This window comes from Parvularculales bacterium, from assembly GCA_036881865.1.
Taxonomy (GTDB): Bacteria; Pseudomonadota; Alphaproteobacteria; order JAPOUT01; family JBAJNM01; genus JBAJNM01.
Window position 1 is genome coordinate 20,264 of sequence record JBAJNM010000019.1, and the last position, 13,609, is coordinate 33,872.

The following is a 13,609-nucleotide window of genomic DNA, read 5'->3' on the forward strand; positions in this document are numbered from 1 at the left end:
CCATGAGTTACGATAATAATAATATTTTCGCTAAAATTCTGCGTGGTGAAGCGCCCTGCTTTCAAGTCCATAGCGATGAGCACACTCTCGCTTTTATGGATGTTATGCCTCAGGTACCGGGTCATACTCTTGTTATTCCCCGTCATCCGGCTGAAAATCTTTTTGACCTACCACCAGATTATGCCGCCGCCATGGCGAAAAGTGTGAAAATAGTAGCCCACGCTGTCAGACAAGCCTTTGAAGCGCCGGGCATTCTAATTGCTCAACTCAATGGAGCGGCTGCCGGGCAGACAGTCTTTCACATTCATACACACATTATTCCACGCCATGACGGTATTGACCTGAAGTTTCATGCGAGGGAGATGGAAAATCCGGATACTCTGGAAACCCACGCGCAAATGATACGCAAAGCGCTAAAGTCGTAACCCCTTACTCAAGGGCTAGGGAGTGGTTTCCGGCGTTTCTTTCTCAGAACGACGAGGCTTACGCGGGTGCTCCGGCGGCTCTATGATTTCGAAGCTCAGATCTCTATTGCTTTCATTGCCACTCACCAAAACACGCACAACGCCACCATTCACCAATTTGCCAAACAAAATTTCCTCCGCAAGAGGTTTCTTAATGTGCTCCTGTATGACACGAGCCAGAGGACGGGCACCCATCTTCTCGTCATAGCCTTTTCCGGCAAGCCAATCATTAGCCTCCGGCGTAAGTTCTATGGTGATATTTCTGTCGCCCAGTTGAGCCTCCAACTGCAACACGAATTTCTCTACTACCTGCGCTACAACCTCAGATGGCAGGCGGCTAAAACGGATAACTGAATCCAGTCGATTGCGGAACTCCGGTGAGAACATCCGTTCAATCGCTTCCTCGTCTTCTCCTTCCCGATCCATACGCCCAAAGCCCACCGGAGCTTTAGCCATATCGCTGGCTCCTGCATTGGTGGTCATAATCAAGACAACATTGTGGAAATCTACCTGCTTACCATTATGATCCGTCAGTTTGCCATGATCCATAATTTGCAAAAGAATATTGAACAAATCCGGATGAGCTTTTTCAATTTCATCCAAAAGCAAAACACAATGGGGATGTTGGTCAACACCATCGGTCAACAAACCGCCTTGATCAAAACCCACATAGCCGGGAGGAGCGCCAATAAGACGAGAGACACTGTGACGCTCCATATATTCGGACATATCAAAGCGCAATATTTCAATGCCCATAGCGCTTGCCAGCTGGCGGGCGACTTCCGTCTTGCCAACACCGGTGGGGCCAGAGAACAAATAACACCCTATGGGCTTTTCAGGTTCCCGCAATCCGGCCCGTGCCATTCTAATGGCCGAGGCCAGCGCCCCTATCGCCTCATCCTGACCAAATACAACCCGCCGGAGAGTTCCGTCTAAATCCCGTAACCGCTCCGTATCATTGCGGGATATTGCCTTAGGTGGCACTCGTGCCATGGTGGCAATCACGCGTTCAACCTCACGCACACCTATGGTTTTACGACGCCGTGCGGAGGGTATCAGCATTTGCGATGCGCCCACCTCGTCAATAACATCTATTGCCTTATCCGGCAGTTTGCGGTTATGCATGTGCCGCGCCGAAAGCTCCACCGCAGCTCTTATTGCCTCGCTTGTGTAGCGAACTTTATGAAAACCTTCAAAATAAGGCTTTAATCCTTTAAGTATTTTAATAGCATCAGGAATAGATGGTTCAACCACATCAATTTTCTGAAACCGGCGAGCCAGCGCATGATCTTTTTCAAAATGCTGGCGATATTCTTTATACGTTGTCGAACCTATGCACCGCAACGTACCGCTTTGCAGGGCAGGCTTGAGCAGATTGGAGGCATCCAGAGAGCCGCCACTAGTGGCTCCTGCCCCAATAATTGTATGGATTTCATCTATAAACAAAATAGCACCCGGGCGGGTTTCCAACTCTTTCAAGACGTTCTTCAAGCGCTCCTCAAAGTCACCCCGATACCGCGTGCCTGCCAGCAATGCCCCCATATCAAGGGCATAAATTGTATCACCCGATAATACTTCCGGCACTTCATTGCGAACAATCCGCCGTGCCAGACCTTCCGCTATTGCCGTCTTACCCACACCCGGGTCACCCACATAAATGGGGTTGTTCTTCCGTCGCCGACACAACACCTGTATCGTCCGGTTCACCTCTTGCTCCCGACCAATCAGGGGATCAACCTTGCCATCATGAGCCTTTTGATTGAGATCAACGCAATACACCTCAAGAGCGCTTTTTGCCTTACTTGTATCACCACTGCTTTCGTCTCCCTCTTCATCAATCCCACGCACCGGACTGGCCTCAGACATATCAGTCCGCTTAGCGATACCGTGGCTTACAAAATTAACAGCGTCATACCTTGTCATTTCCTGCTCTTGCAAAAAATACACCGCATGGCTTTCACGCTCGGCAAAAAGAGCAATTAGCACATTAGCGCCCGTCACCTCCTCGCGGCCCGACGACTGGGTATGGATAATGGCCCGCTGCACAACCCTCTGCAGAGCTGCCGTGGGCTTGGTTTCCTGATTATCTTTGCTCACAAGATTGTGAAAATCATTTTCAAGATAATTACTAAGATCGCGGCGCAAATTATCTATATTCACAGAGCAAGCCCGCAGGAGCCGCTCGGCATCTTCGTCCTCTGTCAGCGATAAAAGAAGATGTTCCAACGTGGCATATTCATGCTGACGTTCGCCAGCAATCTTTAACGCTCCGCGTAACGCTTCTTCCAGACTTCTGGATAATGACGGCATACGTTTTCTCTTTCCCTACTTCTTCCCTTCCCCGTTTCTCTCTATTCCTTCTCCATCGTACATTGCAAAGGATGCTCATTTTGACGCGAGAAGTCCATCACTTCCATCACCTTGGCCTCAGCAACTTCATAGGTATAAAGACCACACACCCCAATGCCACTTTGATGCACATGGAGCATAATACGCATAGCCTCCTCATGATTTTTACTGAAAAACTTCTCCAAAATAAAAACAACAAACTCCATCGGCGTATAATCATCGTTCAGCAACAAAACCCTATACAGAGACGGTTTTTTTGTCCTAGTGCGTGTTTTAGTTAGAACGTCAACCTGACCTGTCCGATTGCTGCCTCCTCCTTCTTCATCACTACCCCTGTCCGGCCCGCCAGCACAGAAAAGCACCAGAGTATCGGCTGCATTATACACTGTAGGTGTTCCCAGCATAAATCAAACCTTTCGTCAGAGCTCATTTTATCAAAAAACCCCTCTTTCAACAAGAAACATGTTGCACACAGGCTCCAAGACAGAAGGGAGCACGGTCCATTCCGGCGTTAGCGGCCTTCCCCCAGCAAAATATCCCGCGCCTGATTGATACGCGCCGCCAGATAAGCCGTACCACCCTGATCCGGATGAGCCTTTAACATCAAGCGCCTATGGGCGGTGCGTATATCATTTTCAGAAGCGCCTGCTACAAGGCCCAGCACCGCCAGAGCCTCCTCTTGTGTCATAGACGATGGCGCCCCGTGCATACCATCATCACCGGTTTCTCTTGTCTTTTCATGACGCCAATCAGCACCATAGGCCCGGTCTAACCACGCTTCCAGCAAAGAGAGAGAATCGACATCATTGTCCGTGATTATCCTTTCCCGCAGAGAAAGTAATTCAGGCAGAGACAAATCATCCAACATTTTTCCCGCAAAAGAGCCTTGTAAAATACGGCCCGTCATCAAGCCACTATCGTGGTCTAAACTCATAGAAAACCACGGCGTTTCAATATCAGACGAGGCAGCACTCCCTGACGGGTTTCCTGATGAACGTTGCGCCCGTTGCCCGCCCCATCTGCCGGCCGCTGCAAACGGGTTACGCCGCCACCCCACAAACCACAACAAAAACGGAATAAGAGGAGCGGCCAAAGCCAGCCTTCCGCTGACAGTTAGCACTACAATAGCAACGCCCAAAACCACAACGGTAATGGTGCGCAAAATACGCGCCAGTGTTGAAGGGTCAGTTCGAACAAGGCCATAGGTTATAAGTAGCAGGAGACCCAGAACTACAATACCTACGACAAGCCAAATCATTATTTTATCTGTTTTATCTGTCCGGCAATTTTACGAACCACATCGCCACGGTGGCGACCCAATTTCTCAAGCGCCTCTCGTCCGGCGGTGGCATAAACCGCTACCGCTGTCAGTAAATCGCGCAACTGAGCGATAGAAGACCCGTCAAACCGGCTCCATGCCCCACCGCTTAACCGCGCCATCTCACAAAATATAGACTCAGCGTCTTTATCGTATCCCTCCTGAAAAACAAAAAGCGGCATACCACGCATTCCTAACTGTCCGGCCTTGTCACACAGAACATCGGCTTCCTCCTCCACACTATCGCCCACATAAACAAGCGCATTGATTTTAACCCCCTGCCCCACCTCATCAAGGGCGTGAGTCAAGACCCGCTCAATTTGAGTTAAACCCCCACGTACCCCAACACCCGTCATAGTTTGCGCAAGAGCGGTTGCATCATAAACCCACGGGCTCACACGAAACTCGTGAAAGCCCCGAAACCATACTAACTGCACCGCAAGGCCGCCAATTTTTTCCGTCTCCTCAAACATACCCGCCTGTATCTGAAGAGCGCTATCCCATGCCAGAGCGCGACTCATGGTGGCATCCATAGCAAACATAAGCCGCCCGCGTCCGGCAACAGAGGTGGCAGAAGCCACCGGAGCCGGTGTACGCGCTACCTTATCCAGAAAACGCCGCACATCCGTGCGTACATTCTGATTGGCCCGGCTAACACTCCCCGGGTATGGCTTATCGGTGCTCTTGTCCATGATCTCTTGCACTCACTACAAAGTTGACCGCAAGAATAGCACCTTGCCGAACAACGCAACAAGCGCTACAAGGGTTGGCTTTCCCTGATGTCATAGTTTGTCATGTCTTCCCGGCTTCCCTTTTCTGTTGCTCATACGTGTGCCGACCTACGCACCCACACGGCTTCATGGCGGACGGACAACAAAACCATCGGCCTTGTTCCCACCATGGGAGCACTCCACGAGGGACATTTATCTCTGATCGAAACAGCCACCCGGCATTGCGAACGTATCATTGTCAGTATATTTGTTAATCCATCCCAGTTTGCACCCCATGAAGACTTCTCCGCCTACCCGCGCACCCTTGAAGAAGACATAGAAAAACTTAAATCTCTACCGGTGCATCTTCTCTATGCCCCCACAACCGACGAGGTCTATCCGTCCGGCTTTGCCACCACCATAAAAGTATCCGGCCTCACCGATGATATGGAAGGCGCAGTGCGACCTCATTTTTTTGATGGTGTGGCAACAATCGTCGCTAAATTGTTTAGCCAGTGTCAACCGGATATTGCTATCTTCGGGGAGAAAGACTATCAACAACTCGCCATGATTAAGCGCCTCGCGCAAGACATGGATATGCCCATCAAGATTATCGGTTCCCCTACTATACGCGACCCCGATGGTCTTGCCCTATCCTCCCGCAATGCCTACCTCACCACCGAAGAACGACCCATAGCCTGTGAACTGCATCAAACATTGCAACAGATTGCAACAGAAGTTCGGCGGGGAGATGACGTAAGAAAAAGCACCACCAAAGGCATAAATCACCTTCACTCTGTGGGGTTTTCGCCGGTGGATTACCTAGAGGTACGAGATGCCGAAACCCTTGACCCGCTTAAAGCCTATACCCATAGTCAACCGGCGCGCATTCTGGTTGCCGCTACCCTTGGCACAACACGGCTTATTGACAATATCGCCCTTAACTCACAATAGGTACTCATAACAAGCCTAATGTCGCCAACTCGGCACGCATGGCTTCGGGCATATCATCCTCGCCGTCCTCTCCCTCCGCTATGTCATCGGGAGCATCCTGAGGGTTAAGATAACGCCATCCCTGAAAAGGGCGGCGCGGTTGTGGCCTCGTCAACACCACAGCAGGGTCCAGCACTAAATAGCAATACCGCTTCTGCGTCCCCTCTTCAACGGTGCGAATATCCACTAATGTCTGGCGTGCCTGTATCAAACCCTTAATAACCCAATAAAGAGAGCCACCCGCCAGCAATTCCTCCTTTCGAGACGGAGTCATACGGGTGCCGTGATATGGCTCCCGCGGTTTGCCTAGCTCTGGCTTTTCTCCCGCACGGCGTTGTTGCACACGGCGCAACTGATCAACACTATCAATGCCAACGCACAGTTTCACCAGATGCAAACGGGGAGTTTCGCCACTCATCACAATATCCGCATAGCAACCAGTGAGTCCAATCCTGCAACGTCCAAAACAAGACCCTCTATAATCCAAAATAGTCTTCGTCTCTTTGCATAAACGCAAACCCCTAAAAGAATTATACTGCGTCCTCTTCTTCTTGTTCTTCTTGTTCTTCTTGTTCTTCTTGCTCCAATTGCTCAGGGTCAATATCCCGCACCCGATCCCTAAACGCTCTATCAAAGGCTTCTATCCTATCCTTAAACCAAGTATTCAGAGAGGGCCAATCATTCTCATCTGTTGGATTCGCATCCTTAGACTGGAGAATCTTCGAGGAGTTTCTTGCAGGCAATTCTTTCCATTCCAGAGCCGCTCCAATTTCTTGCTCAATGGCGCTCTTGTCCTTTTTTAGGATATGAAAATAGGTCTTTGCATGCACGGGATCTGTGATAAATAGCTCTACACGAATGCGTTTATCACGCGTACCCAGTACAGCATCGATAGTGAAGTGACTACGGCTTAAGGAAAAACTTTTCCAATGCCGCGGTTTTGGATTTGTTAGACGAAGGTGTGATCCGCTGGACTTTAGATACTCCAGAAATTGTTGCCAGTAGCGAAATTGTAGTTTTTTGGTTTCACTAATGGGTTCATCGCTAATGTGTTGAGCAGCGTGTAAAACAGACTGACTCCAGTCATTTGGCTTTGAGACAATATTAAATTTTGGAGCGGCTATGGAACCATTGATGCTCCACAACTCTACCTCTAAGGCAAAAAACCGAAACCGCTCGTCTGTAATTTTATTCAGCCAATCCAAGGTTGCTTGATGTTCTTCCGTAAATTTGGATGCAATCCAGACAATAGTGACGGCTTGTAATCCCGCAGCGTAGGTCAATATCTGACCTAAATGGCGGTGATCGGAACGCTCAATCTGATTTTCAATAAGCACCCAAGAATCATCATCCCTATCCCCGTTCTTACATAGAATGTCTGCACGGAATGGCCCTACATTCTTTTCCACCGCTTCAAGCTCCAGATCTATGCCGAGAGTCTCGGCCAACAATTCCAGATTGGATTCTTCAGCGAGCCAAGGAGTGAAATGCTTGTCTTCCGTTTCCCATATATCACGCAGTTCCACGCGTTCTAATTTACCAAGAGGTTTAGTCATAATTCACAGTATCAGTATCAAACCGTATTTAAAAGAGATGGAGAAACCATCTCCTCGTTCATAACTCTCATCCCAATCAGAAACACGCTCCTTAACTAGAGAAAGTTCTCTTTAGGCCTCTCTTAGGCATCGATGTCAGATTCCAATTCTAAGTGGAATCTGACAATCATTCTTAGTGCAAATTGATACAAAGGTTGGTGCGGTCGAGAAGACTCGAACTTCCACGGGTTTTACCCCACAGCGACCTCAACGCTGCGCGTCTACCTATTCCGCCACGACCGCATTCCGACAACCGGTTTTAGGCGAGGACAACGCAACTGTCAAAGCCCCCAAAAAGCCAGAAAATACCCCTAAACCCCTACATTAAATTCCGTCACCGTCACGAAATGCCGGTAAATGAATACCACATTCATCCTTATCGCGTCCGGCCCATCGCCCTTCACGATAATCTCCACCCTCCGAGACCCTGTCCGTACAAGGCATGCAGCCTATAGACAAATAACCATCCTTCACCAAAGGATGAGCCGGCAGACGATGAGTCTCCTGATAGTGCTGTAACTCTTCTTCACCCCAAAGAGCCAAGGGATTAATTTTAATGCGGTGGTCAACAACCGGTTTCGGCAATCCCGGCAAGACGGCTACAGTCTCCTCCTCAATTAAAGGCATCGTCATGCGAGCACCAGTCTGAAATCTCTTGCGGCCGGTCACCACCGCCTCAAAACCCGCCAATGCCCGCGCCTGAGGTAACACTTTGCGAAAATGACAACATGCATCAGGATTGCTGTTCCACAAACCCCCATCAGAATCCAAAGAGTGCTCATCATCCGGATGAGGTCCCATAACCCGTATTTCCGCTAACCCTAACTTTGCCTGCAACCGGTCACGGTAACGCAACGTCTCAGGAAACAACTTGCCGGTGTTGAGAAAAATTACCGGTGTCGCCGGATCAACCTCTGCTACCATGTGGAGCAATACCGCCGACTCTGCCCCGAAAGACGAAATCACCGCAAGGCGGCCAGAAAACTCATCGCGTATCATAACCTCAAGCAATGCTGCCCCCGACAGCCCCTCACACCGCTGCCGTAACGCCCCCAAACGCCCATTCTCTCCACTATCGGAAACAGGCCGGGCCTTTGCTAAAGGTACTACGTCAACCATTCACTCAATACTCCGTAATCATCGAGTCCTGAATCTAAGAATATGGCCCTTATTTTTCAATAAAAAAATGTAATTTAATTAATTAAACTGTTTTTAAGTGTTATTTATGTGCGGCCAAAAACTACACAAAAACAACGATATCACCTCTATGCTATAACAACATCCCATGACTACTCACCCAACCTCTCCCGGCCCTGAATGGCGCATCAGCACCGGCCTGACACCCTATCGTGAGGCCGAACATGAGATGATGGCTCGTGCTACAGCCATTGCCAAGGGCTCCATGGAGGAGTTGGTATGGTTGCTGGAGCACGAACCTCTCTACACGGCGGGCACTAGCGCCAAACCGGAAGACATACTAACGCCAGATCGCTTTCCGGTATACAAAACAGGGCGCGGCGGACAATACACGTACCACGGCCCCGGGCAACGGGTCGTTTATGTCACGTTGAATCTTAAACGGCGTAACCCTGATGTACGCGCCTTTGTGTGTAATTTAGAGACATGGCTTATCAAGACCCTCGCGCATTTTGATGTTATCGGCGAAACCAGAAAAGATCGCATTGGCGTTTGGGTACAACGCGGAGAGGGCCTAAATACCCGTGAGGATAAAATTGCCGCTATCGGTATCCGATTGCGCCGCTGGGTCAGCTTTCATGGCATCAGTTTGAATGTAAACCCGAACCTTGAGCATTTCTCGGGCATTGTACCGTGCGGTATCACCAGCCACGGTGTTACAAGTCTAGCGGATTTAGGAATTACAGCCTCTATGGCAGACGTAGACGATGCCCTAAAAGAAACATTTCAAGATGTATTCGGCCCCGTGACCGAACCAAACCAGTTCAAAACATAAGATAAATCAGCCGTGGACTATTCAAGTTCCATCATGACGTCGTCTACCGACAAATTATCGCCCGGAGCGCATTTTATCTTGCTTACAGTGCAATCCCGCTCAGCCCGCAAAATATTTTCCATCTTCATAGCCTCTACCACCGCCAGAGGCTCACCAGCCTTAACCTCCTGCCCCTCAACAACACCTATAGAAACAACAAGCCCCGGCATCGGACACAGCAAAAACCCCCCACCACCACTGCTATCTTCACGAGGCACAAAATCTACCAGTTCACAAGCTCCCGGCGTCATGACAACCGCCTTAATCATCGTGCCACGATAGGTAAGCGTCATGCTCCCCGTAATGTCACGGGTCATCTGCACAACCAGATAATCACTCCCAACCTTACCCTCAAAAATCGTCATGCCGGGCTTCCAGTCACTTGAAACAAGTACACCGTTTTTCTGCTCTCCTACATCTCCTTCACGCCAGAAAATATGCAGACCATCACTTCCGGGCTTAATACGCCCATGGTGAAACTCATCATCCATACGAACAGTAAGAACATGTTCTTCTCTTCCTGTTGCAACCGCTATACCCTGTGCGCGCAGCATCTCAATATGAGTCACGAACAATGCAACAGCTGCCAGCGCCTTGGATCTCGTGCTATCAAGGGCTACCCCCTGAAAACCGGAGGGATATTCCTCCGCTATGAAATTGGTCGTCAAAGTGCCTGCCCGAAACCTCTCATGTTCCATAACCGCACTCAAAAATGGAATGTTATGACGAATACCCTCAATGCGAAAACCATCTAACGCATCAGACATAGCATCAATCGCCTGCATACGGTCCGGTGACCATGTGCATAATTTGGCAATCATGGGGTCGTAATAGATAGAAATCTCTCCACCCTCATAGACCCCCGTATCATTTCGCACCACCAACGACTCGCCTGCTCTCTCCTCCGGCGGGTGATACCGCACAAGACGTCCTACCGAGGGTAAAAAAGACCGATAAGGGTCTTCAGCGTAGATCCGGCCTTCCATAGCCCATCCCTTAAGGCTGACATCTTTCTGCGTAAGAGATAATTTCTCACCGGCCGCAATGCGTATCATCTGCTCTACCAAATCAATGCCGGTAATAAGTTCCGTTATAGGATGCTCAACCTGAAGCCGTGTATTCATCTCCAGGAAATAGAAGTTCCGGCTTTCATCTACGATAAACTCAACCGTGCCAGCGCTTTGATAAGAGGCTGCCTTAGCAAGCGCCACTGCCTGTGCGCCCATGGCTTCTCTTGTTTTGTCATCCAGAAAAGGGCTGGGAGCTTCCTCGATCACTTTCTGATTGCGCCGTTGAATAGAACATTCCCTCTCACCCAGATAAATAGCATTGCCATGCCCATCAGCCAGCACCTGTATTTCAATATGACGGGGTGAGGTTACAAATTTTTCTATATAGACGCGATCATCGCCAAAACTCGCGCGTGCCTCATTCATGGAGGACGTAAAACCCTCCTCCACCTCCCGGGCCGTGTGGGCTATACGCATGCCCTTTCCGCCCCCTCCGGCGGCGGCTTTTATCATCACCGGATAGCCTATATCTTCCGCTATGCCTATGGCCTGTTTTGCACCTGTTATAACATCCGAGCATCCCGGAACCGTATTAACACCCGCCTCCATGGCGAAATCACGAGCGCTGATTTTATCACCCATAAGCCGCACAGCATCCGCATTAGGCCCGATAAACGTAATATTTTCAGTAGACAAAGCCTCTACAAAGGCGGCATTCTCAGAAAGAAATCCATATCCGGGATGAATGGCACCGGCTCCTGTCTGCCTGGCCGCTTCAATAATGCGCTCCATAACCAGATAAGACTCAGATGCAGGTGGCGGACCAATGGCTACCGCCTCATCCGCCATCTCTACATGAAGCGCCCGGCTATCAGCCTCAGAATAAACTGCAACTGTCTTGATACCCATACGCCGTGCGGTTTTGATAACCCGACAGGCGATTTCCCCCCGGTTGGCAATTAAGATTTTTTCAAACACGCCACACTCTCTTATAGGGGGATGTTATCGTGTTTTTTCCACGGGTTAGAGACGTTTTTGTGACGTAACAACCGCAAAGCTCTTACAAGACGGGGTCTGGTCTCACGCGGCATAATAACATCGTCAATATATCCCCGCTCTGCCGCAATGAAAGGATTCAAAAAACGCTCTTCATATTCCCCGGTCAGTGTTTTGATTTTTTCCTCATCGCCTATATCCCGACGATGTATAATCTCCACCGCTCCCTTAGCTCCCACAACGGCAATCTCTGCACTGGGCCATGCATAATTGATATCACCACGAACATGCTTGGACGACATCACATCATAAGCCCCCCCATAAGCTTTTCGGGTGATAACCGTAACGCGTGGCGTTGTAGCCTCAGCATAAGCAAATAGCAATTTTGCCCCATTTTTAATCAAGCCGCCATATTCTTGCGCTGTGCCAGGCAAAAAACCCGGAACATCCACAAAAGTTATAATAGGAATGTCATAACAATCACAAAAACGCACGAAGCGTGCTCCCTTGCGGCTAGCATCAGAATCCAAAACCCCTGCCAATATCATCGGCTGATTGGCAACAATACCCACCGTACGACCCTCCATGCGAGCAAAGCCGGTTATAATATTTTTTGCGAATGCCTCTTGTATCTCGTAAAAATCCCCCTCATCCACAATCTTAAAGATGAGTTCTTTAATATCATAAGGCATGTTGGGATTTTCAGGGGTGAGGGTATCAAGAGAGGGTTCCTGCCTATCCGGCTCATCAAATGAGTGGCGCTCCGGCAGTTCAGCCCGATTAGACAACGGCAGAAAATCCACCAATCGACGAATACCCGCCATAGCGTCCATATCATTATCAAATGCGCCATCAGCCACAGAGGATTTTGTCGTATGCACACTGGCTCCCCCCAGTTCCTCTGCCGTTACTTCCTCATTGGTAACCGTCTTCACGACATCCGGTCCCGTCACAAACATATAAGATGTATGGCGCACCATAAAAATGAAATCCGTTATGGCCGGAGAATAAACATCACCTCCAGCACACGGTCCCATGATCACCGAGATTTGAGGAACAACCCCCGATGACAATACATTGCGGGTGAACACCTCACCGTATCCACCAAGAGCATCAACGCCCTCCTGAATACGCGCCCCACCTGCATCAAAAAGACCAATAATTGGTGAACCATTGCGTAGTGCCATATCTTGTATCTTGTTAATTTTGCGGGCGTGAGATTTGGAAAGAGAGCCACCAAATACTGTGAAATCTTTCACGAACAAATAGACCGGACGGCCACTAACCGTGCCCCAGCCTGTCACCACGCCATCACCCGGTATTTTTTGTCCGGCCATGCCAAAGTCCTGACAATCATGTTCCACAAAGGTATCGAACTCTTCAAACGATCCCTCATCCAGAAGCAAATCTATACGCTCACGTGCTGTCAACTTGCCACGCCGGTGCTGAGCCTCTATGCGCTTCAGGCCGCCACCTAAATGCGCAACGCTTCGGCGTCTTTTTATTTCTTCAATAATATCTTTCACAGGCGCTCCTCATCATGATAGCCATAGTATAGCCACATAACACGCCCAAATCCCCTCTGCCCTTAGTCGGACGGGGAGTTGAGGCACTCAAAAAACCGCTCAATTTCAATCATATCCTGATGACGACTATCAAGCAACGCCTGCGCCTCCTCATCCTGCCCCCATGTTTTTTGCTGATATAATTCCTCCAGAAAGGCCGCCTGAAACAAAGCCTCCCCCCCCACCTGCCCATGATAGCAAGCCAACGCCAACAGACCTGACCCCGTGAGCCCCGCCATAGCCCGCAGACCGGCCAGGCTCAGGGATGAATATGAGGTCAAAAGCGTGGCCGCGCTTTTTAACATCTGTGATGCCTGAGGGCGATGGGTAGCCCCCATGACAGTATCAAGATCAAGCCCAAGATAAACCTGACCCCATTCCAGAATGGGGTGCCAATGCGCCTCTTGTAGCGCTACAAGAGGCGCAGGGGTATCAGCCCAATAACACAAAAGGTCGCTATCTAACCCCCCCACTATCTCGTCAATGGCAGAGGTCGGGTCAGGCTCAATATAATCAAGGGCCGTAGTGACAAGAGGACTCAAAACTCTTGTAGCTTGTTTCTCAGATAAAGCCATCGCCAAATCTTGTGAAGGTAACC

The 13,609-nt window shown here is 49.7% G+C and carries 13 protein-coding genes and 1 tRNA gene; 3 read left to right on the plus strand and 11 right to left on the minus strand.

The features are described 5' to 3' along the window. Nucleotides 1-2: 2 nt before the first annotated feature. On the plus strand, nucleotides 3-425 hold the full coding sequence (locus tag V6Z81_05800; GenBank protein MEG9862000.1) for an HIT family protein: 423 nt from the start codon (nucleotides 3-5) through the stop codon (nucleotides 423-425). 15 nt (nucleotides 426-440) lie between these two features. Here the strand turns inward: V6Z81_05800 and clpA are convergent, their stop codons facing one another. The 4 genes from clpA to V6Z81_05820 form a co-directional block, all read right to left on the minus strand. Further along, nucleotides 441-2,774: an ATP-dependent Clp protease ATP-binding subunit ClpA gene (gene clpA / locus V6Z81_05805; protein MEG9862001.1), complete on the minus strand. Its 2,334-nt coding sequence runs from the start codon at nucleotides 2,772-2,774 to the stop codon at nucleotides 441-443. Between the two features lie 41 nt (nucleotides 2,775-2,815). After that, nucleotides 2,816-3,217, minus strand: a complete 402-nt coding sequence (gene clpS, locus V6Z81_05810; protein MEG9862002.1) for an ATP-dependent Clp protease adapter ClpS — start codon at nucleotides 3,215-3,217, stop codon at nucleotides 2,816-2,818. Between the two features lie 107 nt (nucleotides 3,218-3,324). After that, nucleotides 3,325-4,071, minus strand: coding sequence for a hypothetical protein (locus V6Z81_05815; protein ID MEG9862003.1), 747 nt, complete (start codon nucleotides 4,069-4,071; stop codon nucleotides 3,325-3,327). Further along, nucleotides 4,071-4,823, minus strand: coding sequence for a hypothetical protein (locus V6Z81_05820; protein ID MEG9862004.1), 753 nt, complete (start codon nucleotides 4,821-4,823; stop codon nucleotides 4,071-4,073). Before V6Z81_05820 ends, V6Z81_05815 begins: the two co-directional genes overlap by 1 nt. 102 nt (nucleotides 4,824-4,925) lie before the next feature. Here V6Z81_05820 and panC point away from each other — a divergent pair, with 102 nt between their 5' ends. Continuing rightward, on the plus strand, nucleotides 4,926-5,795 hold the full coding sequence (panC, locus tag V6Z81_05825; protein ID MEG9862005.1) for a pantoate--beta-alanine ligase: 870 nt from the start codon (nucleotides 4,926-4,928) through the stop codon (nucleotides 5,793-5,795). Between the two features lie 4 nt (nucleotides 5,796-5,799). Here the strand turns inward: panC and V6Z81_05830 are convergent, their stop codons facing one another. The 4 genes from V6Z81_05830 to V6Z81_05845 all read right to left on the minus strand — a co-directional run bounded on the left by V6Z81_05830 (nucleotide 5,800) and on the right by V6Z81_05845 (nucleotide 8,548). Continuing rightward, on the minus strand, nucleotides 5,800-6,252 hold the full coding sequence (locus tag V6Z81_05830) for a DUF1489 domain-containing protein (protein ID MEG9862006.1): 453 nt from the start codon (nucleotides 6,250-6,252) through the stop codon (nucleotides 5,800-5,802). A 112-nt stretch (nucleotides 6,253-6,364) separates the two neighbouring features. Further along, nucleotides 6,365-7,390, minus strand: a complete 1,026-nt coding sequence (locus V6Z81_05835; protein MEG9862007.1) for a DUF4268 domain-containing protein — start codon at nucleotides 7,388-7,390, stop codon at nucleotides 6,365-6,367. Nucleotides 7,391-7,585: 195 nt separating this feature from the next. Then, a tRNA-Leu gene (locus V6Z81_05840) sits at nucleotides 7,586-7,672 on the minus strand. Between the two features lie 81 nt (nucleotides 7,673-7,753). Beyond that, entirely contained in the window at nucleotides 7,754-8,548 is a 795-nt protein-coding gene (locus V6Z81_05845) for a phosphoadenylyl-sulfate reductase (GenBank protein ID MEG9862008.1), read from the minus strand. Between the two features lie 166 nt (nucleotides 8,549-8,714). Here V6Z81_05845 and lipB point away from each other — a divergent pair, with 166 nt between their 5' ends. Next, nucleotides 8,715-9,401, plus strand: coding sequence for a lipoyl(octanoyl) transferase LipB (gene lipB / locus V6Z81_05850; protein MEG9862009.1), 687 nt, complete (start codon nucleotides 8,715-8,717; stop codon nucleotides 9,399-9,401). 17 nt (nucleotides 9,402-9,418) lie between these two features. Here the strand turns inward: lipB and V6Z81_05855 are convergent, their stop codons facing one another. The 3 genes from V6Z81_05855 to V6Z81_05865 form a co-directional block, all read right to left on the minus strand. Next, entirely contained in the window at nucleotides 9,419-11,428 is a 2,010-nt protein-coding gene (locus V6Z81_05855) for an acetyl/propionyl/methylcrotonyl-CoA carboxylase subunit alpha (protein MEG9862010.1), read from the minus strand. 11 nt (nucleotides 11,429-11,439) lie between these two features. Next, a complete protein-coding gene (locus V6Z81_05860) occupies nucleotides 11,440-12,972 on the minus strand; it encodes an acyl-CoA carboxylase subunit beta (GenBank protein MEG9862011.1) in 1,533 nt (510 codons plus the stop codon). Nucleotides 12,973-13,034: 62 nt separating this feature from the next. After that, on the minus strand, nucleotides 13,035-13,609 hold a 575-nt coding region (locus tag V6Z81_05865), incomplete at its 5' end, for an ATP12 family protein (protein MEG9862012.1).

Excerpts from the sequence above, each read along its gene's own strand:
- V6Z81_05800 (MEG9862000.1), top strand. The coding sequence starts at position 3 with ATGAGTTACGATAATAATAATATTTTCGCTAAAATTCTGCGTGGTGAA.
- clpA (MEG9862001.1), bottom strand. The coding sequence starts at position 2,774 with ATGCCGTCATTATCCAGAAGTCTGGAAGAAGCGTTACGCGGAGCGTTA.
- clpS (MEG9862002.1), bottom strand. The coding sequence starts at position 3,217 with ATGCTGGGAACACCTACAGTGTATAATGCAGCCGATACTCTGGTGCTT.
- V6Z81_05815 (MEG9862003.1), bottom strand. The coding sequence starts at position 4,071 with ATGATTTGGCTTGTCGTAGGTATTGTAGTTCTGGGTCTCCTGCTACTT.
- V6Z81_05820 (MEG9862004.1), bottom strand. The coding sequence starts at position 4,823 with ATGGACAAGAGCACCGATAAGCCATACCCGGGGAGTGTTAGCCGGGCC.
- panC (MEG9862005.1), top strand. The coding sequence starts at position 4,926 with ATGTCTTCCCGGCTTCCCTTTTCTGTTGCTCATACGTGTGCCGACCTA.
- V6Z81_05830 (MEG9862006.1), bottom strand. The coding sequence starts at position 6,252 with ATGAGTGGCGAAACTCCCCGTTTGCATCTGGTGAAACTGTGCGTTGGC.
- V6Z81_05835 (MEG9862007.1), bottom strand. The coding sequence starts at position 7,390 with ATGACTAAACCTCTTGGTAAATTAGAACGCGTGGAACTGCGTGATATA.
- V6Z81_05845 (MEG9862008.1), bottom strand. The coding sequence starts at position 8,548 with ATGGTTGACGTAGTACCTTTAGCAAAGGCCCGGCCTGTTTCCGATAGT.
- lipB (MEG9862009.1), top strand. The coding sequence starts at position 8,715 with ATGACTACTCACCCAACCTCTCCCGGCCCTGAATGGCGCATCAGCACC.